The organism is Rhodobacter sp. JA431 (assembly GCF_900217725.1).
GTDB lineage: Bacteria > Pseudomonadota > Alphaproteobacteria > Rhodobacterales > Rhodobacteraceae > Rhodobacter > Rhodobacter aestuarii.
The window spans coordinates 21,185-40,278 of sequence record NZ_OBMP01000008.1; the positions used below are offsets into that span (position 1 = coordinate 21,185).

Below are 19,094 nucleotides of genomic sequence, written 5' to 3' on the forward strand. Positions count from 1 at the left end.
GTTCAGATCGGTGGTCACACCGCTGTGGCTTCAAGCCGGGCGATCTCCTCCTTGAGACGCAATTTCTGCTTCTTCATCTCGGAAATCTGCAGATCGTCGAAACTAGGCGTTCGCAACGCCACTTCGACCTCCTCCGACAGAGCCTCATGTTTCTTGCGAAGTTCAGCGATATGTGAACCCACGGACATGGCGATCTCCTCTTTTGTCTCGGTAAGAGAATTGCACCACGATTCTGACGAATTGTCACGTCCTTGTCGTGATCACAGGCAATATTGTGCGATCAAGGTGTCGAATTTATTGCTGCGGGCTCAAGGCACCAGCGGCAGGGGCGCCCCATGGCGCAAAACAGCCTGCGCGGCTTCGGTCAAATCTTCCACATCTGCGCCATGTGCCGCTTTTGCATGCAGCACGAAGGGCGCCAATAAGCGCAGCGGCCCCTTGCCAAGCTTTCGCGCAGAAACCACGACTCGCCCCGCCGGGCGGCCCGCGCGTGGAGCAATCGGCAAAACCGAGATCGACCCGCCACCTTGCGACAGCGCGGCCAGCATATCCGCCAGCCGGTCGGCGTTCTGAATCAGCGTCAGCCAACCGCCCGGATGCAGCCGTTTGTAGCCCGCGCGCACCCAATCGGCCAAAGGCGTGGCCTCGCGCTGCGCGCGCTCGCGCCCCGCATCGGCGGCCGCGGTGCCTGATTGCGGCGCGAAATAGGGTGGGTTCGCAATAACGTGATCAAAGCTCATGCCCCGCAAGGGGCCCGGCATATGCGCCAAATCGCCCTCAAACACCTCCAACGCGATCCCGTTTGCCGTCGCATTGCGCCGCGCCAGATCGGCGTATTCCGGTTGCAACTCCAACCCGACTTGGCGCAACCCCGTAATGCGCTGCCCAAGGCACAGGCTCGCCACCCCCGCCCCACAGCCCAATTCGAGCACGCTTTGCCCCGGCGCAGCGCCACAAGCCGCCGCCAAAAGCACCGGGTCCATCGCCGCGCGGTAGCCGTTGCGTGGTTGCGCCACCAACAACCGCCCATCAAGGAAACGGTCCTGCGTGCACTCCTCAGCCGCGAACATCATTCATCCAGCAGATCATTGTCGCGCAAAACGGCTTGCGCCATAAACAAATCTGCATCCGCCACCATCAACCTGCGCGGCAAAATGCCGAGGCTGCCATCAAGAATGCTCATGTGGACGTCCAGTTCAAAGACCGTTATATCCTCGCCCTCAAGAAGGGCCGTCGCCATGGCGATTTTCACTGGATCTGTGGTGCGCAGAAGCTCTTTCATGCAGTCGACTTAAGGGCACCACGCGCCCCTTGTCGAGCCGTAGTATTGGGAAGGAAGACCGATGAGCCTCGACAGCAAGGCCACCAAGCCGCATGATCGCCTTGCGCAGGCGCTTTCAGAGGACATGGCGGCGGTGAATGCCCTCATTCGTGAACGGATGAGCTCGGAACACGCCCCGCGCATTCCCGAAGTGACCGCCCACCTGATCGAGGCAGGCGGCAAACGTCTGCGCCCGATGCTGACTTTGGCCGCCGCGCGGGTGATGGGCTATGAGGGCCCCTACCATGTGCATCTGGCCGCGACGGTCGAATTCATCCACACGGCAACGCTTCTGCATGACGATGTGGTTGATGAAAGCGGCCAACGCCGGGGCCGCCCGACCGCGAACCTGCTGTGGGATAACAAATCCTCGGTTCTGGTCGGCGACTATCTCTTTGCCCGCTCATTCCAGTTGATGACCGAAACCGGCAAAATGCGGGTTTTGGAAATTCTTGCCAATGCCTCGGCGGTGATCGCCGAGGGGGAAGTGCTGCAACTGACCGCCGCGCAAAACTTGGCCACCACCGAAGATATCTATCTGCGCGTCATTCGCGGCAAAACGGCAGCCCTTTTCTCTGCCGCGACCGAAGTTGGCGGCGTGATCGCCGAAGCCGGTGCCGAAGAGGTGAAAGCGCTTTATGATTATGGTGATGCGCTTGGGATCGCCTTCCAGATGGTCGATGATCTTCTCGATTACGGTGGTTCGGCGGCGGAAACTGGCAAAAACGTCGGGGACGATTTCCGCGAGCGTAAGCTGACCATGCCGGTGATCAAAGCCATCGCGCAAGCGACCGAAGAGGAACATGCCTTCTGGAAGCGCGTCATCGAAAAGGGCGACCAGCGCGAGGGTGATCTCGACCACGCGATGGAGCTGATGCGCAAATACGGCACGCTTGAAGCGACCCGGAAAGACGCGATCGGCTGGACCGATACCGCCCGCGCCGCGCTTGCCAAACTGCCCGCGCACCCGCTGCGCGACATGCTGGACGACCTCGCCGATTACGTCGTCGCGCGGGTCCGTTAAGGGGCCTCTGGTTTTAACAGCACAAAGGTGGGGGTGCGCAGCTCCTCCACCAATGTCCAGCCACCTTCATTGATGGCGGAAAGCATCTGTGCCCGAGTGACCTTGTTGCTCGGGCAGAGCGGCACCAGCAAATGGTCTGCATGGCTTAACCCGGGTGCCCCACCATAATACCAAGGTGCCGCCCCTTTGACGGGAGCTATGGGGCCATAGAGCCAGAGCGCGGTGAACAGATCGGCAGAAAGAATCGACTGCCCTGCATACCCCGCCGCTACAAGCTCCGACACTTCTTGCTCAAAAAGCGCGTTGAAGGATGCCATCTCGCAATCTGGCAAAATCTCTCCGTTCAGCACCGCGTCCTTTTGCGGCTTTTCACCCTCAACCGCCCCTTTGCCGAGTTCGGCAAAACGTTCAAAGGGCTGCCCCGCTCCATCCATCCGCACCGTCTGCTTCGCAGCATAGAGCCGCGGGCTGAGGATCTGCACATCGTCGTCGTGGGGGCGCGCAGAAAGTAGAGGCACCCGCCCCTCGGCTTCGGAAAATACATGCCGAACCGGGCTAATCACCAGATTGATCGCCGAACCCGCACCCAAAATTAGCGCGCCCGCGCCTGCCACCAAAACCGCATCGCGCAGCCGCCAGCCAAGACCGTTGGTCATCATTCCGTCCGGCCGCAAGGCCAGCGCGACAAGGCCAAGGAACACCAGCCATTGCGGATCATTGCCAAAGTTTTGGTAGGTGACATAGGCGAAGGCTGGGGTCAAAAGCAGCAATAGCAGCCCCGCCGACATCTCTCCCGCCTGCCGCAAAAAGATCACTGTCGCGAGCAACAGGAGTGTTCCGGCAATATGCGCCGGCGCCCCCAAAATTTCGCCGAAACTATCGCCCGGTGCCGAGCGGATTTCTGACCCCGCGACAAGGATCAGATCCTTCGCATAGGCGAGCCAAAACGGAACCCCAAGGATCAGAGTCAATACGACGACCACGGCCAGCCCCGCCAGCACTGCCACCCCGAGCGCCTTGAAATCACGCCGCACCAAAAGCGCAACGACAATCACCGGCGCAAAGGCCAAGAAGTAGGTCACTTTGATCAGCGCCATACCGGACAGCATCAACCCGATCAGCCCCCCATCAAGCCAGGGGCGGCGACGGACATCCAAGGGTTCGAGCATCGCCAAGGGCAGCGCAATGTAAGCCAGCGCCCAAGCCCAACGGTTATAATGCATCGAAAGCGAAGTACCGGTGCGCGCCTCGCCATGCACCAGCGCAAGGCAAAGCCCCAAAACATAGGCCACGAAAAGCCATGCCAGCGCACCGGGAAACCGCGACTGACCTGCCCGCAAGGCGGGGTAGAAGAGCAGCGCGGCCACCAGCGCCTGTCCTGCCATGAAAGCATGACCAAAGCCCAAGCCTGCCTTCACGAAAATCGCAATCGGCCAAAGCCCGCCAATGCCGAGAGGGGTCAAAAAATCCAGATGCGGCAACTGCCCATGTTCGCCCATACGCAGCACCAAATCGGCCAGATGCAGCGCGTCGCCCTCATGCTGGGCCAACCGCAACGCCCCGGCCCAAAACGGCGCCAGCGCCTGCACGAGACCATAGATCAGCGCCACAATCGCCAACGGCCAAAATGCCGTCGCCTGCCCCCTGCCCGTCATCTTTGCCTCTCCGCATCTTTTCCCATTTTTGGCCACAATAGCGGGCCAGTGTAACACTGTGAATCCCGTTGAGGTGCGAAGAGCAATCCCGATGAACATGATCGCCCAAAATGTGCTGGCCCCGCCAACACCCCGCTCGCTTGCCGAGACGGGGCTGTCGACCGTGCTGATGCGCGACATTCTGCTAAAAACCATGTTCCGAACGAATATGGATTCTGTCTCGGGGCTTTCAAAGCTGATCGCGCTACCGCTGACGCTGACCCAAGAACTGATCGACATGGGCCGCAGCCAACGGCTGATCGAGGCGATGGGTACGCTGCACGCCAATTCCGGCGGGGAGATGGGCTATCAACTCACCGATGGCGGCAAAGCGCGCGCCCTCGATGCGCTCAGCCAGTCTGAATATTACGGCGCGATGCCGATCCCGCTGGATGATTACGCCGCGCAAATGAAGCGCCAATCTATCCGCAACATCCAGCTGACCCGCCCGCAGTTGACGGGCGCGATGGGGCATCTGGTTCTGCCGCCGGACCTCATCAACCAATTGGGGCCCGCGGTGTCTTCGGGCCGCTCGATCCTGATGTATGGCCCACCGGGCAACGGGAAATCCTCGATCTCGAACGGGATTCGCGACGCGATTGGCGACCGGATTTATATTCCCCGTGCGGTGGAATATGCGGGCCAAGTGATCACGGTTTTCGACCCGATCGTGCACACCGCCGCGCCCGATACGCAAGATGATCCAAACAGCCTGCGTAAAACCGGCAATAAGTTTGACCAGCGCTATGTCTATTGCGACCGCCCGACGGTGATCACCGGGGGGGAGTTGTCGCTGGACATGCTTGACCTCACCTACAACCCCACCGCACGCACCTATACCGCGCCGTTGCAGATGAAATCGTCGGGCGGGGTGTTCATCGTGGACGACCTTGGCCGCCAAGCCGAACCGCCGCAAAAGCTCGTCAACCGCTGGATCGTGCCGCTAGAAGAAAGCCGCGATATTTTGGCCCTGCAATCGGGCGAAAAGTTCGAGGTGCCATTCGACACGCTGGTGATTTTCTCCACCAACTTCCACCCGAACCAAATCTTCGACAAAGCGGCACTGCGGCGGATCTTCTTCAAGATCAAGATCGACGGGCCGAGCCAATCGGACTACCTGAAGATCTTCTCGATCATGGCGAAAAAGCGCGGCATGCCGCTCAATGAAAAGGCGCTCGTACATTTGCTGAAGGTGAAATATCCCACCATCGACAATGTCTATGCGAACTATCAACCGATCTTCCTGATCGACCAGATGATCGCGATTTGTGAGTTTGAGGGCATTCCCTATCAGATGACGCCCGAACTGATTGATCGCGCTTGGGCGAACATGTTCGTGCGCGAGGAAGAAATTCAGCACTAAGCGGGCTCACGCCTCCGAGGTCGCGTCCAAATCGCACTCGGGTAGGCCAAGCTCCAGCACCACGGGCATCTGGCTGCGGGACACCGGGACTTGCGTGCCGTCTCGCAACACCAATGTGCATTTACCGCGCTCTCTCCGCACCGCCGTCATGGCTTTGCGGGCGACCCAATGCGAGCGGTGCACCTGCAGCCCTTCTATGCCCTCAGTCTCTGCAATCGCATCCGCAAGACGCAAAAGAAGGCTGGTCTTTCCCGCCTCGGTCACCACATCCACGTAATGGTCGTTGACCTCCAGCCGCAAAAGCGGGGCCCGCAACTCTGGCTCCAGCCGCTCGAAAATCCGCGCTTTGATGGGGCGTGGCTTTGCGACCAACACGGGCGCGGGCGGCGGCGTGGGTTTCGTCTCTATTGATGAAATCACCGGGGTCGGATGGGAGGACAGAATGTGCCGAAAGGTTGAAATCACCAAAGAGACCACGAAGGCGTATCCAAAAAGGGCAAACAGGTTGGGGATCATTTGCGTCGTCTCGGACAAAGCCACCGCCAACCATTTGTAGCCAGGAGCCAGCAAACAGGCGGCAAAAAACGCGATCAGGGGCGCTTCGGGCCAAAAGCTGCGAAAACCCATATATTCGCGCACCAAGACCCGTAAAGCCGCGCCACATAAGATCGACAGACCGATGACCACCGGCCAGAACAAGAAGAGATTGAGCAAGCCCAAATGGCCAGACCCAAAAGGCGCGCCGATCACACCGATGATCGAAAGCATCGCCCAGACGACGGGCACGATGGGCAGAAACACCGCCCGCTTATAGGCCTTTAGAAACTTGATCATGGAAAAACGCTTCGGGAAGCCTCCGCGCCGCTAGAAAAATGCCTCTATAAACTAAACGCTTACGTCCGACAAAACAATGCGGCGGAGAGGCTGCCAAAACGGCAGCCTCCTATGACAAAGGTTTACGCCGTCAGACCTTCGGGCTCGGGAAGGCCATGTGCGCGGCAGCAAGCCGTCAGCGTATTTGCCAGGAGGCAAGCAATCGTCATAGGCCCAACGCCGCCCGGAACCGGGGTGATGGCGCCCGCCACTTCGGCCGCAGAGCCATATTCTACGTCGCCTACGAGCTTTTTCTTGCCGTCACGCTCAATGCGGTTGATGCCCACATCAATCACCGTCGCGCCCGGTTTCACCCAATCGCCGGGGATCATTTCGGGCCGCCCAACCGCCGCCACCAGAATATCTGCGCCCCGGCAAACTGCGGCTAAGTCCTTGGTGCGGCTGTGCGCAATGGTCACAGTGCAGCTATCAGCCAAAAGCAGTTGCGCCATCGGTTTCCCGACGATGTTCGAGCGCCCCACGACAACAGCGTTCAGCCCCGAAAGGCTGCCATGATGGTCGCGCAGCATCATCAAGCAGCCAAGCGGTGTGCAGGGCACCATCGACTTTTGCCCGGTGCCCAAAAGCCCGACATTCGAGATATGGAACCCGTCCACATCCTTCGCTGGGTTGATCGAATTGATCACCAAATCGCTATCCAAATGCCCCGGCAGCGGCAGTTGCACCAAAATCCCATGCACCGCCGGATCGGCATTGAGCTTGGCAATCAGCGCCAGCAGGTCTTCTTCTGAGGTGTCCGCAGGCAGCTTGTGCTCATAGGAGTTCATGCCGACCTCAACGGTCTGCTTGCCCTTGTTGCGCACATAAACTTCGCTTGCCGGATCTTCGCCCACCAGCACCACAGCAAGGCCCGGCGTCAACCCGTTGACCTCTTTCAGCCGCGTCACATGCGTGGCCACTTGCGCGCGCACATTGGCCGCAAAGGCCTTGCCGTCGATCACTTTCGCCGTCATCGCTTTCTCCCTCAGACTGCGGCCGCAAAGGCGGCTTGGTAATGTTCCATCTGCAAGCGCGTGGCCCGGACCGCATTCTTCATCAGAATCGAGACCGTCACCGGGCCCACGCCGCCCGGCACCGGGGTGATCCAGCCCGCCACCTCGGCACAGCTGTCAAAATCGGCGTCGCCTACGGTGCGCCCGTCCACCCGATTGATGCCAATATCAATCAGCGCCGCGCCGGGTTTGAGCATATCGCCATGCACCAGCCCGGGCTTGCCCACCGCCACAAAAACCGCATCCGCCGCGCGCGAATGCACCGCAACTTGGCGCGTCATATGATGGCACACCGTGACCGTCGCCCCGAGCCCCATCATCAAAAACGCAATCGGCTTGCCGACAATCTCGGAATGCCCAATCACGCAGACATTGAGCCCTTCCATTTGCAAAGGCAGAGATTTCAAAATCTCCACCGCCGCCACCGCCGTGCAGGGGCCGAGCTCAAGGTCGTTATAGACGATATTGCCGATCGAGGCCGGGTGCATCCCTTCCACATCTTTAAGGGGATGCACCGCCTTTTGCAGCGCCTTGACCGGGATATGCGCGGGCAAGGGGCGCTGGATGATGATGCCATTGATCCGTGGATCGGCATTCAATCCCGCCAGCACACCATGCAATTGTTCTAGGCTGATCGAGGCCGGATAGTTGCGCGCCTCAAAGCCCACGCCCGCCGCTTCGGCGCGCTTTTGCTGGTTGCGCACATAAAGTTCGGCAGCCGCCACATCACCAACGGAAATGGACACAAGCCGGGGCGCCCATCCGGCGGCGCTGAGCGCCTGTGCCTCGGCGCGCGTTTGCGCAAGCGTCTGTTCTGCGAAAGACTTCCCGTCGATGATCGTGGCGTTCAATCCGCCTCTCCCTTGCCTAATACGGCTTCTTCGCGGGCAATGGACCATTCGACCATCATCCGCCAGATCGCCTCGACCAATGCGGGGTCTAACCCGCGCGCCTCGGCCGCTGCTTTCGCATTGGCCACCACTTCCTCCACCCGCGCGGTGATCCGCGCAGGCATGCCCTCGCCGGGCTTGAGTTGGGCAGCACGGTCGATAAACCGCGCACGATCGGCAAGAAGGGCCACGAGACGGAGGTCGAGCGCGTCAATTTCGGCACGCAGTTCGGCCATCGAAGGAATTTCGGAGGGCTCTCTCATCGGCAATATTTCCGCTGTTGTACCCTGCCCCTATCGCACCTTGACCGCTTCTTCTCAACCCCGGCTCGATTATCCCCTGTCTTGCAGCCACCCCAAACGGCTGATCTGCCCTGAACAGACCTGCCGAACTGACCGCAGATTAGCGAAGGCGCGCGGGGCGGGTGGCGTGATTGCGACCCTTTGGCGCTGACTCACGCACTCTCGGGTCGCACCAGAACAAAGAACATCCGCATCAGCGGCATCACCACCGAACCATCGGAAGCGCAGGGGTACGCGTCGGCCAAGGCCGCATCATAGGCACGTTCGAAGGCTGTGACCTCTAGCTCGGTCAACTCCTGCAAGAACGGCTGCATCGCCGTGTTTTGGGTGAAGCGGCGCACCGGATGGGCGACCGGTTCGGCAGGCAAGCAGCAATAATAAGAGCTTCGCCACAGGTTCAGTTGCCCTAAGGGGGACAGCATCTTCCAATAATGCTCAGGCGTTAGGATTGTTGCGGTAAGGGTTTCGGGCGCGAAGCGGGTCGGAAACATCCGCGCCGCCAATTCGCGCAACAGCACATGCGAGGACGCATGGCACTGCATCGGCATTTGCACCGCCAAACTGCCCCCCGGCGCGAGCATATTGAAAAGCCGCGGCAAAAGCACCGCGTGATCTGGCACATGATGCAAAGCGGTGCTCGAAAAAATAAGAGCCGGAGGTTTCCCCGGCTCCCATTCAGAAAGATCCACCAAGTCGCAGCGCTTATAAACGCCTGTCGCGGTGGCCTTTTTCAAAAGCGGCTTGGCGCTTTCAATCCCCACCAGCTTACGGGTTTTGAACCTTTCAGAAAGCGCGACGCCCGCCTCTCCGGCCCCGCAGCCAAAATCGACCACAGCGCCTTCGGGCAAGGGCCCAACCTGCGCGAGCAAATCGCATGCTGCGCGCAGGTTCAATTCAGCAAACCTGTCGCAAGGCTTTTGCCCTCGCATGTCTGCCTTCTTGCTGGCCATTTTTACACGTTTGGCTCGGGCGTGGGTTTGGAGGCTGGCTTGGTGCGCGGCATTGCCGTCACCGTGGGCAGGCTGCCCGTGGGCGTGGCATCGTCGTCATCGGCATCCAGCGCCTCGCCCGCCATCACTTTGCGAATTTCGTCACCGGTCAGGGTTTCGTATTCCAAGAGACCTTGGGCCAAACGCTCCCATTCCTCGCGGTTTTCTTCAATGATCCGCCGCGCATCTTGGTAGCCTTGCTCAATCAGGCCGCGCACCTCGTCTTCGATCAATTCTTTCGTCTTGGTCGAAACCGAGAAGCCGCCGGTGTTGCCCTGATAGCCTTCGTGGGCTTCGGAATAGTCGATATTGCCGACTTTGTCCGACATGCCCCAGCGCATCACCATCGCCCGCGCAATCGCCGAAGCTTGCTGAATATCGCCCGCCGGGCCGTTCGAGACATGCTCTTCGCCCCATTTCAGAATCTCGGCCGCTTTGCCCGCCATGGTCATGGCGATCTTCTGCTTGGCTTCGTCCTTATGGTAGTTGAGCTTGTCCATCTCCGGCAGGCTCACCACCATGCCGAGCGCCTGACCGCGCGGGATGATCGTTGCCTTGTAGACCGGGTCGCATTTGGGCAGCTTGAGGCCAACCACCGCGTGACCAGCTTCGTGATAGGCGGTCATTTCCTTTTGTTCGGGCGTCAGCACCATCGAGCGGCGCTCGACCCCCATCATCACCTTGTCTTTGGCGTTTTCAAAATCTTCCATCGTCACAAAACGACGGCCCACCCGCGCCGCCATCAGCGCCGCTTCGTTGACAAGGTTGGCAAGGTCCGCGCCCGAGAAGCCCGGCGTGCCGCGCGCGATCACGCGCAGATCGACATCGGGGCCAGCGGGTACTTTGCGCGCATGCACCGACAGAATTTTTTCACGGCCTTTGATATCGGGGTTCGGCACGTGGATCTGACGGTCGAAACGACCGGGGCGCAAAAGCGCCGGGTCCAGCACGTCTTTGCGGTTCGTGGCCGCAATGATGATGATGCCTTCGTTGGCCTCAAACCCGTCCATCTCAACCAGCAACTGGTTCAGCGTCTGTTCACGCTCGTCATTGCCACCGCCGATGCCAACCCCACGGGCGCGGCCCACAGCGTCGATCTCGTCGATGAACAGAATGCAGGGCGCGTTTTTCTTGGCTTGGTCGAACATGTCACGCACGCGGCTGGCGCCCACGCCGACGAACATTTCCACAAAGTCAGACCCCGAGATGGTGAAGAAGGGCACGCCCGCCTCGCCCGCGATGGCGCGCGCAAGCAGCGTTTTACCCGTGCCGGGCGGGCCAACCAGCAGCGCGCCTTTCGGGATTTTGCCGCCCAGACGGCTGAACTTCTGCGGGTTACGCAGGAATTCGACGATTTCCTCAAGCTCTTCCTTGGCCTCGTCGATGCCCGCGACATCGTCAAATGTCACACGGCCATGCTTTTCTGTCAAAAGCTTCGCCTTGGACTTGCCAAAGCCCATCGCACCGCCTTTGCCGCCGCCTTGCATGCGGTTCATGAAGAAGATCCAAAGCCCGATCATCACCAAGAAGGGCAGCCAGACGCCCAAGATCGACATCAGACCCGATTGCTCTTGCTTCACCACATCGACCGACACGCCTTTGGCGATCAGATGCTCCGCAATTTCGTCGGATTCCGGCTTCACCGTGGCGAAGTTTTCCCCGTCTGAATCCTGATAGCGCACGTCTTCGCCATCGAGCTGAACCGACTTCACCTCGCCCTTATCGACGGCGGCGATGAACTCGGAATAGGACACTTGCTTGGAATTGAGCGGCCCTTGGCCGTTACCGAGCAGGTTAAACAGCACGAGGATGAGCACGAAAAGCAGGGCCCAGAAAGCGAGGTTACGCGCGTTGCCCAAGAGAGACCTCCAAAGAAAGACAGGGCACCGCCCGGGGGGCGATGCCGTTCCATGAGAAAATAGGGATTGCGCGCGCAGGTTCAACGCCTGATTAGCGCATTCGCGAAACTGCCGCGGACAATATGGGCAGAATATCCGTTTGCGCGCCCCGCCAAGGGGGCGGAGACCAGCGTTTCACCGCGCCAAACGGCTGGGGAGGCCAAAAGTGTTGGCCGAGGCAAACCGCTGTCGCGCCAAGTTTTGATCTGCTTCAGACCCTCTGCGCCCAAAGCGGCAATCTCAAGCCCGTCTTCCAAGGGCCCGTCAAACCTCCATCGGTCCCAGTCTTGGCCAACCGGCACACGCAGACCAGCTACCGCCTTCGCCTCGCGGGTAAAGCGGATCGTGTCATCGCTCACAGTGATACGGCATCCATGTAGCGTGCAATCGCGCCGGGTCCGCCAACTCATCAAGAAATCGAGCACCTTGGCCGCGCGCGGCGGATAGTCTGCGCCCGAAATCCACATCAGAGCGGCATTCACCAAGCGGCGGCTGGTCTCGGCATCGAAGAGGTTACGAAACGCCCAAGCATCGACCAGCACATCGCCCGCCGCTTCTTGCACATGTTCCTCGGCCAAGCGGCGCAGCGAAAAGCCAACCGCCTGCTCGGCCATCGCCAAATGGCCTACAACCGCGTTGAGTTTGGCGACCGAAATGCCAAGCGGGCGCAGCTCCCGAAGCGCTTGGCGCGCCTTCACCCGGTCATAGCGGTCGTTTTGATTGCTCGGGTCTTCGACCCAGCCGATGCCTTGCCGTTCCAAATAGCGGCGCAGATCGGCCCGGCTTTGCAGCAAAAACGGGCGCAACCAGAGCATCCCCTCGGCCTCAAAGCTTTCGCGCATTCCCGAAAGCCCCTCAAGCCCCGCTTCCCGCGAAAGCCGCATCAAAAAGGTTTCGGCCTGATCATCGGCCGTATGCCCCAGCGCCACCGCGCCAAGCCCACGCCGCCGCGCCCAAGCGCCGATCAGCCGCAAGCGCGCCCGGCGCGCAGCATCCATCAGGTTCCCTTGCGCCTGCGTGCCTTCCCATTTGAGCGTGGTGTGGGGAATGCCTTGCGCGGCGCAAAATTGGGCCACGAATTCGGCTTCTGCCGCGGCTTCGGGGCGCAAACCGTGGTTCACAGTGACCGCCTCGACATCGTGCAGTTGCGCCAAAAGCCACAGCGTTGCCATAGAATCAGAACCGCCAGAAACAGCGACACCGACCTTAGGCATTTGTAGATGTGGCCTCAGCGCCAGGGCCGCATCGGCCGCCCAAAGCAAAACGCCATCTTCCGGAGAGACGTTTCCCGCCTCAAGCGCGGCCCGCATAGCGGTCGGGTCGCGCCGTCCGATTGGCGGTGTCACGGGCACCCAAGCGCAGCCTTCGCCGCACCCACTTGCGCCGCCGCCCCCGAACTGGGGAACCGCGCGGGCACTTCAACCAGCGTGGCACAGGCTTCGCTCTGCTGCCCCAAAGCGCCAAGCGCCTTGCCAAGTTCAAGCAGGTTATCCGCCGCGCGCGGGCCTTCGGGCGCCGCTGAAAATGCATCAAGCCAAGCGCGGGCGGCATTGGGCACATCGCCCGCCTTGTTCAACGCGTCGCCGCGCAGATAAGCCGCATCATCCGTCAGGGGGCCACCCGGATAGGTTTCGGCAAAGGTCTTAAAGAGGTCCGCAGCGGCACGAAAGTCACCTTGATCGAGCACCGCCTTGGCCCGATCAAAGTCTGCTTGTTCGTTCATTGCCAAAGCGCCAGAGCCAGACCCCACAGCACTGGGTGCGGGCGCGGTGATCGCCGCAGGCGCGGCCCCGCCCAAAGGCTGGGCCTGTCCAACGGCGCTGATATCGCAGCCCGGCTCCATCTCACAAATCCGGAATTCCAGATCACCAACCCGGTTCGTGCCGTCTTTCACCACCTGCTCAACCCGGTTGGAGAGCGCCTCGGTGCGGGCGGTGAGGCGGGTCAGCTCCGCCTCCATCGCATCCATCCGTTGCAGCGCCGAAGCGCCGCCCGCAGCTTGCAGACCTTGCGCGCCAGAGGCCACAAGCTCGCCGCGCAGGCTTTGGATTTGCGCCGAAAGCTGGCCAAGCTCCGCGCGGATATCGGCCAGCGTTTCGGCCTTGGCGGGCACGGACAGCGCCAGCGCAAGGGCCGCCCCTATCGCCACCCGCTTTGCCGCTTGTCTCATGCCCAATGCCATTGCCTTAGCTCCCCGCGCCGATCGAGATCACAGTAACCGCGCGGCGGTTCTTGTAGTAGCATTCCTCGGTCGAGCAGACCGCGAGCGGACGTTCCTTGCCATAGGAAACCGTGCGCAACCGCGTTGCCGCAACCCCTTGCGATATCAGATATTCTTGCACTGCGCTGGCGCGGCGCGCACCAAGGGCAAGGTTATATTCCCGGGTGCCTTGTTCGTCGGCATGGCCTTCAATGATCGCGGCATAATTCGGGTGCGCATTGAGCCATTGCGCTTGGCCCGCAAGCGTGGTGCGGGCGCCATCGCTGAGCGTCGATTGGTCGACAAGGAAGTTGACCGTGTCGCCCACCGTGGCCGAGAAATAAGCGGGCGAGTTCGGGTCATTCAGCGCGCCTTGCGAGATGCCGCCTTCACCAAAAGCCCCACCGGGGTCGTTGACCCCGCCCATGCCTTGAGGATTGTTACACGCGGCCAGCGCGACCAGCGCAAGGCCCAGCGCCGCTTTAGTCAGAAGTTGCATGTTCTACCGCCTTTTGTTGACGTGCCGTTTGCAGGCACAATATCAGCTTTGTTTCGAGTTGTGAATCAGGGCAAAAGCGGGCCCCAAGTCGGGTCAGAGGCGCCGCCAACGCCCTCGATGGCTTTCAGGTTCCGGCCCGAAATATCCACGGTGTAAAGTTTGGCCCCGCCAGAAGCGCCGGGGCTTTCGCGGGTGAACATGATCACGCGGCCATTGGGCGACCATGTCGGCCCCTCATCCAAGAAAGACGCCGTAAGCAACCGCTCTTCCGAACCATCGGTGCGCATCACCCCAATGAAGAAGCGCCCGCCCGCTTGTTTAGTGAAAGCGATCAAATCCCCACGCGGCGACCAAACCGGGGTTCCATAGCGCCCTTCGCCAAAAGAAATGCGTACCGGTTCGCCCCCGCCCACCGGCATCACGTAGATCTGCTGCGTGCCAGAACGGTCACTTTCAAACACGATGCGCGCGCCATCGGGGCTAAAGGATGGTGCAGTTTCAATCGCGGGCGAGTTCGTCAGCCGCTGCGCGCCGCCGCCATTCACAGACATCTGAAAGAGATCGGTATTGCCGTTCTGCTCTAGCGAATAGACGATCGAATTGCCATCGGGCGAAAACCGCGGCGCAAAGGTCATAGTGCCGGGCACTTCCGGCAAAAGCTGGCCCGAAGCACTGCCCACATCCATCATCTTGATCCGCGGGAAGCCCGTTTCAAAGGTTGTGTAGAGGATACGATCCCCTTGCGGCGAAAAGCGCGGCGCCAATACGATGGTCGAGCTGTCGGTCAGGTAGGTCACATTCGCGCCGTCATAATCCATCACGGCCAAGCGCTTTTGCCGTTGGTCTTTCGGGCCGGATTCAGAAACAAACACCACCCGGCTATCAAAATAGCCGCTTTCGCCGGTGATCCGTGCGTAAATCACATCGGCCACTTTATGCGCGAGCCGCCGCCAGCTTTGGGGGCTTGCCGCAAGTTGCTGGCCATCGCCCAGTTGCGCGCCGGAATAGATGTCAAACAGGCGGAATTTCACCACCACCTTGCCGCCCGACATGCCCACGGCGCCAACAATCAGCGCTTGCGCATTGATCGCTTGCCAATCGGCATAGCTCACCGGCGTGTCAAAAACGCCAAAGCGCTGGATATGCGCGGCTTCGGGAATTTCGCGGAAAAGCCCGGTGCCGGAAAGGTCATCGGCAATCACGCGAGTGATGTCATGGGTCAGCCCACCTGCGCCTTCATCTACGAAGCTCGGCAGCGCATAAGGCAGCGGTTCAATCACGCCCTCGTCAATTTCGATATGCAGCGGGCCTTGCTGCGCTGCCGCCAAGCCTGCCGTCATCATCAGCGCCGCCATTGCGGCCATTATCCAACGCACCATCTTCCCCACCTCGTCGTCGGGCTTTGCCCTTATCTAACCTGTTCTTGCTCAGGCTGTGTATCACAAGCGCCTGACCGCGCCCTTAGCCTTACTTCATCCGCATTTTCGACGGATCAAACACAATCTCGATCTGCTGCCACCAGCCGTATTTCTCAGCCGGAAGCGGGAAGCCATCCGAACCGCAGCGAATGATCGCGCGCCGCGCCGCTTCATAGGCTTGATTGGCCGCCGCTTCCGAGTCGCCTTCATAGCCGACCATACGAATCGAGCCGATGATCGGGCGCGCATTTTGTTCCATATCCACCCGCACCGTGACCGAGGTGCGCAGAGCTTCGGAAGATAGCGCGCCGACGTTCCAGCATTGCTTCACATCCACCACCAGCGCCTCTTTCTCACCCGCCGTGACAGGCGGCCCATTCGCGGCAATCCCAAGCCCGCCGGGGCTATCTTCGGCCCCGCGGTCATCGCCCATAGCCTCGGCCAGCGCATCGGCGACGGCATCAGCGGGCACCGCAGGCGCAGGCCGAGCCGGTTGCGCGGGCCGCGCCGTTTGCACCGGGGCCGGGCGCGGCGCGGGCGGTTTGGCACGCGGGCGCGGCGACGTGCGCGGAGCAGAGGTCGTGGCGCGTTCTTCGGTTTCCGTCGCCTCGGTCACAATCTCGGTCGTCGCCTCGGGCGGCGCAGCTTCTTCGGTTGGCTCTTCTTGCACCGCTTCGGGTTCGGCCTCCGGGTCAGGCCGGGTTTCCGCGACCGCCGTGGGCGAAACCCGTGCATCCGGCTCCGGCGCTTCCGAAGGTGTTGGCGCGACGCGGCTTGCCGGTTTCGGGCGGGGCCGGGGCGAAAACTCCGGTGCTTCGGTATCTTGCGGCTCTTCGACCGGCGGCATCATCGAGGGCGGCACTTCCGTCACCTCGGTCGGCGGCGTGGGGTCTGTGAGGTCCGTCATATCCGGCATCGGCTCGGCCTCGGGGGCCGGCGGCGGCTCGGGCGTGGGCGGCGTTTCGGGCGCAGCCTCCGGGCTTGGCACTTCGGGCGCAGGTTCGGCCACGGCAGGTTCTTCGGGTTGTGCGGGCGCGGCCTCACCGGGCTTCGGCGCTGCGGCTTGCAGCGCGGCAAACTCAGCCTCAGAAATCATTCCGGCAGGTTTAATTTCAACAGGTTCGGTGGGCTTTGGCTTAAACAAAGACGTGCCAATGATCGCCCAGACGATCACCGCGATATGCAGCGCCGCCGAGACCCCCGTGCCGATCCTTTCCGCCCGATCCATGCGCATGATGCGCCTCAGTTCCCCGCCGCAGCGTTGCCCGTCAAACTCGGCCCGCCCGGGTCGGTGACAAGAATGATATCGTTGAAGCCGCCCGCATTGAGCGCCCCCATCACCTGCACGACGCGCGCATAGTCAATGCCACCATCGGCGCGCAGATAGACCTTGGTGCTGTCGCGCTCTGCCGCAATCGCCCGCAGCCGATCCACCAATTCCTCTTCCGGCACATCGCTGTTCATCAACGAAACCGTGCCATCGAGTTGCAGCGACACGGCAAGCGGTTCTTCTTGCTCGGTCGGCACGGCTTTGGCAGCGGTTTTCGGCAGTTCCAGCGGCACACCCACCGTCATCATCGGCGCAGCCACCATAAAGATGATCAGCAGCACCAACATCACATCGACCATCGGCGTAACGTTGATCTCGGCCATCACCGAATGCTTGCCACGCCCGCCCCGGCGACGCCGCCCAGCGCCCCCGTGCTTTTTCATGACACCCGCGCCCATGGCTCAGGCGTCCAACTGGCGCGAAAGAATGGTCGAGAATTCGTCGGCGAAGGCCTCATAGCCCGAGGTGATCTTGTCGGCATCGGACGAAAATTTGTTATAGGCCACCACCGCCGGAATAGCGGCCACGAGGCCGATGGCCGTGGCGACAAGCGCCTCCGAAATCCCCGGCGCAACGACCGCGAGCGAGGTGTTTTGCGAAATCGCGATCTGCTCAAAGGCGACCTTGATCCCCCAAACGGTCCCGAAAAGCCCGATAAACGGCGCGGTGGAGCCAACAGTCGCAAGGAAGGACAGCCCGCCATTCAGCGCCTCGCCCTCTTTCGCAATCGCCACATCCATCGAGCGTTCAATGCGGGCCTGCGCACCGGTGATCAGCTCGCCATCATGGCGGTGGCTGCGGCGCCATTCCAACATGCCCGCGGCAAAGATGCGCTGGCTCGCCCCTTCGGGCGCGGGGCCGATTTGGTCAAAGAGTTCATCCAAAGGCTCGCCCGACCAAAAGGCGCGGTCAAAAGCCTCGGCCTCGGCGCGCGCGGCACGGAAGGAGATGTATTTGCGGATCATGATCGACCACGACCAGAAGCTGGCAAAGGTCAGAACGATCATCACAAGTTTAACGGTCAGCGAGGCGCGCAGAAAAAGCGCAAGCAAAGAGAAATCCATCTCTTGCGCCATCGCAAGGGTTTGCTGGTCCATGGGTCACTGCTCTCATACGGGCCACGTTGTCGGGCCTCATTAGCAGTGATTCTACCGGATATTGAGGGCAGACGCTATAACAACTCCGTCATTTTGCGCCGCGAAGCCTCAGTTTCGGGGGCTTAATGCAGTGGCGGAGCGATTTTCCGCCGCACATCGGCAGGAAGCCGCGCAGCCGCGCCCGCCTCGGTGAGGCAAACAAGCGTAACGGTGGCGGCAAAAAGCTTCTCGCCCGCGCGCCAAACGGCTTGCTCCACGACGATCCGCGCCCCGGTTTCAGCCACCAACTCGGTGCTGACGGTCAGATCATCATCGAATTTTGCGGGCTTGAGGTAATCTGCCTCCACCCGGCGCACCGCAAACACCAGCCCATGGTCGCGCTTCATCGCCACTTGATCAACGCCCAGCGCGCGGACCCATTCGCTGCGCCCCCGCTCGATGAACTTCAGATAATTCGCGTAATAGACAATGCCCGCAAGATCGGTGTCTTCGTAATAGACCCGGATTGGAAAGCTATGCGTCATACCTGTGCCCCTCCGGCAGCGACACGCGCGGCCAACCGCAAGGCGTGACTGGCATCATTCGCCACGGCAGGCATTACCGGGTCATAGGCCGCGCGGATCACGGCGGCCACATCGGGGCGCACCACGGCCACGCCTTGCGCTTGGGCCAGCGGCGCATGGCCTGCAAAGGCCTTGTCGCCCCATGTCAGGATCATCTGCACCGCCAAATTCAGCGCAATCGTATCTGCGGGCACTTCATCCAGCGCTGCATCCATACGGATGAAACAAAAACAGGCGCGGATTGCCCCCTCTTTATCAAAGCGGAAGGTGCGATATTGGTTCGCCCCTGCATCATCGAGCCGCGCGACCACATCTTGCAGCCCGTCGATCATTTGATCGAGATTGGGCACCTCCAGCAACTCTTGCCAATCCCGGAAGAAAAAGATCATCAGGTTCGCGCCGATTTCCATATCGGTCTCGGCCATCCGGGCGCCTGCCATTGCCACCACCGCTTCGGTCGCCCCCTTGACCACCGTTAGCGTCGCGGCATCGACGCCAAAGACAATTGGCACGATCGGGCGGCCCCAGCGTGCGAAACGGTAGCTTCCATCCGCCCCGGTGAACAGCGCCGCAATTTCATCCGGCCCCGGCATTTCCATTGCTTCGCGCATCGCATCCCC

At 61.0% G+C, this 19,094-nt stretch carries 21 protein-coding genes; 2 read left to right on the forward strand and 19 right to left on the reverse strand.

Annotated elements, in window-relative coordinates:
- Window positions 1-14: 14 nt before the first annotated feature.
- The 3 genes from CRO18_RS14815 to CRO18_RS14825 all read right to left on the reverse strand — a co-directional run bounded on the left by CRO18_RS14815 (window position 15) and on the right by CRO18_RS14825 (window position 1,282).
- The gene (locus CRO18_RS14815) at window positions 15-188 is read right to left on the reverse strand and encodes a YdcH family protein (protein WP_076486194.1); all 174 of its coding nucleotides are present in this window, start codon (window positions 186-188) and stop codon (window positions 15-17) included.
- 120 nt (window positions 189-308) lie between these two features.
- Window positions 309-1,070 (reverse strand): tRNA1(Val) (adenine(37)-N6)-methyltransferase, encoded by a 762-nt coding sequence (locus tag CRO18_RS14820; RefSeq protein WP_097082715.1) that lies wholly within the window; start codon window positions 1,068-1,070, stop codon window positions 309-311.
- Window positions 1,070-1,282, reverse strand: coding sequence for a DUF2007 domain-containing protein (locus tag CRO18_RS14825; RefSeq protein WP_076486192.1), 213 nt, complete (start codon window positions 1,280-1,282; stop codon window positions 1,070-1,072). The genes CRO18_RS14820 and CRO18_RS14825 overlap by 1 nt, the downstream gene beginning before the upstream one ends.
- Before the next feature lie 61 nt (window positions 1,283-1,343).
- On the opposite strand from CRO18_RS14825, the gene CRO18_RS14830 reads away from it, so the two are divergent.
- Window positions 1,344-2,345 (forward strand): polyprenyl synthetase family protein, encoded by a 1,002-nt coding sequence (locus CRO18_RS14830; RefSeq protein ID WP_097082716.1) that lies wholly within the window; start codon window positions 1,344-1,346, stop codon window positions 2,343-2,345.
- Here the strand turns inward: CRO18_RS14830 and CRO18_RS14835 are convergent.
- Window positions 2,342-4,000: a hypothetical protein gene (locus CRO18_RS14835; protein WP_097082717.1), complete on the reverse strand. Its 1,659-nt coding sequence runs from the start codon at window positions 3,998-4,000 to the stop codon at window positions 2,342-2,344. The two genes, CRO18_RS14830 and CRO18_RS14835, sit on opposite strands and share 4 nt — an antisense overlap.
- 91 nt (window positions 4,001-4,091) lie before the next feature.
- Here CRO18_RS14835 and CRO18_RS14840 point away from each other — a divergent pair, with 91 nt between their 5' ends.
- On the forward strand, window positions 4,092-5,402 hold the full coding sequence (locus CRO18_RS14840) for an ATPase (RefSeq protein ID WP_097082718.1): 1,311 nt from the start codon (window positions 4,092-4,094) through the stop codon (window positions 5,400-5,402).
- A gap of 6 nt (window positions 5,403-5,408) precedes the next feature.
- Here the strand turns inward: CRO18_RS14840 and CRO18_RS14845 are convergent, their stop codons facing one another.
- The 15 genes from CRO18_RS14845 to CRO18_RS14915 form a co-directional block, all read right to left on the reverse strand.
- On the reverse strand, window positions 5,409-6,236 hold the full coding sequence (locus CRO18_RS14845; protein WP_097082719.1) for a LytTR family transcriptional regulator DNA-binding domain-containing protein: 828 nt from the start codon (window positions 6,234-6,236) through the stop codon (window positions 5,409-5,411).
- A gap of 122 nt (window positions 6,237-6,358) precedes the next feature.
- Complete coding sequence (gene folD, locus CRO18_RS14850) at window positions 6,359-7,249, reverse strand: bifunctional methylenetetrahydrofolate dehydrogenase/methenyltetrahydrofolate cyclohydrolase FolD (protein WP_097082720.1); 891 nt, start codon at window positions 7,247-7,249, stop codon at window positions 6,359-6,361.
- Window positions 7,250-7,260: 11 nt separating this feature from the next.
- Window positions 7,261-8,139, reverse strand: a complete 879-nt coding sequence (locus CRO18_RS14855) for a bifunctional 5,10-methylenetetrahydrofolate dehydrogenase/5,10-methenyltetrahydrofolate cyclohydrolase (protein ID WP_249276078.1) — start codon at window positions 8,137-8,139, stop codon at window positions 7,261-7,263.
- On the reverse strand, window positions 8,136-8,441 hold the full coding sequence (locus tag CRO18_RS14860; RefSeq protein WP_097082722.1) for a chorismate mutase: 306 nt from the start codon (window positions 8,439-8,441) through the stop codon (window positions 8,136-8,138). Before CRO18_RS14860 ends, CRO18_RS14855 begins: the two co-directional genes overlap by 4 nt.
- Window positions 8,442-8,632: 191 nt before the next feature.
- Window positions 8,633-9,373 (reverse strand): methyltransferase domain-containing protein, encoded by a 741-nt coding sequence (locus tag CRO18_RS14865; protein WP_170952699.1) that lies wholly within the window; start codon window positions 9,371-9,373, stop codon window positions 8,633-8,635.
- Window positions 9,374-9,432: 59 nt separating this feature from the next.
- Window positions 9,433-11,328, reverse strand: a complete 1,896-nt coding sequence (gene ftsH / locus CRO18_RS14870; RefSeq protein ID WP_076486184.1) for an ATP-dependent zinc metalloprotease FtsH — start codon at window positions 11,326-11,328, stop codon at window positions 9,433-9,435.
- Between the two features lie 80 nt (window positions 11,329-11,408).
- Window positions 11,409-12,713, reverse strand: a complete 1,305-nt coding sequence (gene tilS, locus CRO18_RS14875) for a tRNA lysidine(34) synthetase TilS (RefSeq protein ID WP_249276079.1) — start codon at window positions 12,711-12,713, stop codon at window positions 11,409-11,411.
- Complete coding sequence (ybgF, locus tag CRO18_RS14880; protein ID WP_249276080.1) at window positions 12,710-13,549, reverse strand: tol-pal system protein YbgF; 840 nt, start codon at window positions 13,547-13,549, stop codon at window positions 12,710-12,712. Before ybgF ends, tilS begins: the two co-directional genes overlap by 4 nt.
- 4 nt (window positions 13,550-13,553) lie before the next feature.
- On the reverse strand, window positions 13,554-14,066 hold the full coding sequence (gene pal / locus CRO18_RS14885) for a peptidoglycan-associated lipoprotein Pal (RefSeq protein ID WP_076486183.1): 513 nt from the start codon (window positions 14,064-14,066) through the stop codon (window positions 13,554-13,556).
- A 65-nt stretch (window positions 14,067-14,131) separates the two neighbouring features.
- A complete protein-coding gene (tolB, locus tag CRO18_RS14890; RefSeq protein WP_097082724.1) occupies window positions 14,132-15,445 on the reverse strand; it encodes a Tol-Pal system beta propeller repeat protein TolB in 1,314 nt (437 codons plus the stop codon).
- Window positions 15,446-15,533: 88 nt separating this feature from the next.
- Entirely contained in the window at window positions 15,534-16,718 is a 1,185-nt protein-coding gene (locus CRO18_RS14895; RefSeq protein WP_249276081.1) for a hypothetical protein, read from the reverse strand.
- An 8-nt stretch (window positions 16,719-16,726) separates the two neighbouring features.
- Window positions 16,727-17,212, reverse strand: coding sequence for an ExbD/TolR family protein (locus tag CRO18_RS14900; RefSeq protein WP_076486181.1), 486 nt, complete (start codon window positions 17,210-17,212; stop codon window positions 16,727-16,729).
- 3 nt (window positions 17,213-17,215) lie between these two features.
- Window positions 17,216-17,911, reverse strand: coding sequence for a protein TolQ (tolQ, locus tag CRO18_RS14905; RefSeq protein WP_076486180.1), 696 nt, complete (start codon window positions 17,909-17,911; stop codon window positions 17,216-17,218).
- 122 nt (window positions 17,912-18,033) lie between these two features.
- The gene (gene ybgC / locus CRO18_RS14910) at window positions 18,034-18,435 is read right to left on the reverse strand and encodes a tol-pal system-associated acyl-CoA thioesterase (protein WP_097082725.1); all 402 of its coding nucleotides are present in this window, start codon (window positions 18,433-18,435) and stop codon (window positions 18,034-18,036) included.
- Window positions 18,432-19,085 carry a hypothetical protein gene (locus CRO18_RS14915; RefSeq protein WP_249276082.1) on the reverse strand — a complete coding sequence of 218 codons (654 nt, stop codon included), beginning with the start codon at window positions 19,083-19,085 and terminating at the stop codon, window positions 18,432-18,434. The genes ybgC and CRO18_RS14915 overlap by 4 nt, the downstream gene beginning before the upstream one ends.
- Window positions 19,086-19,094 lie beyond the last annotated feature (9 nt).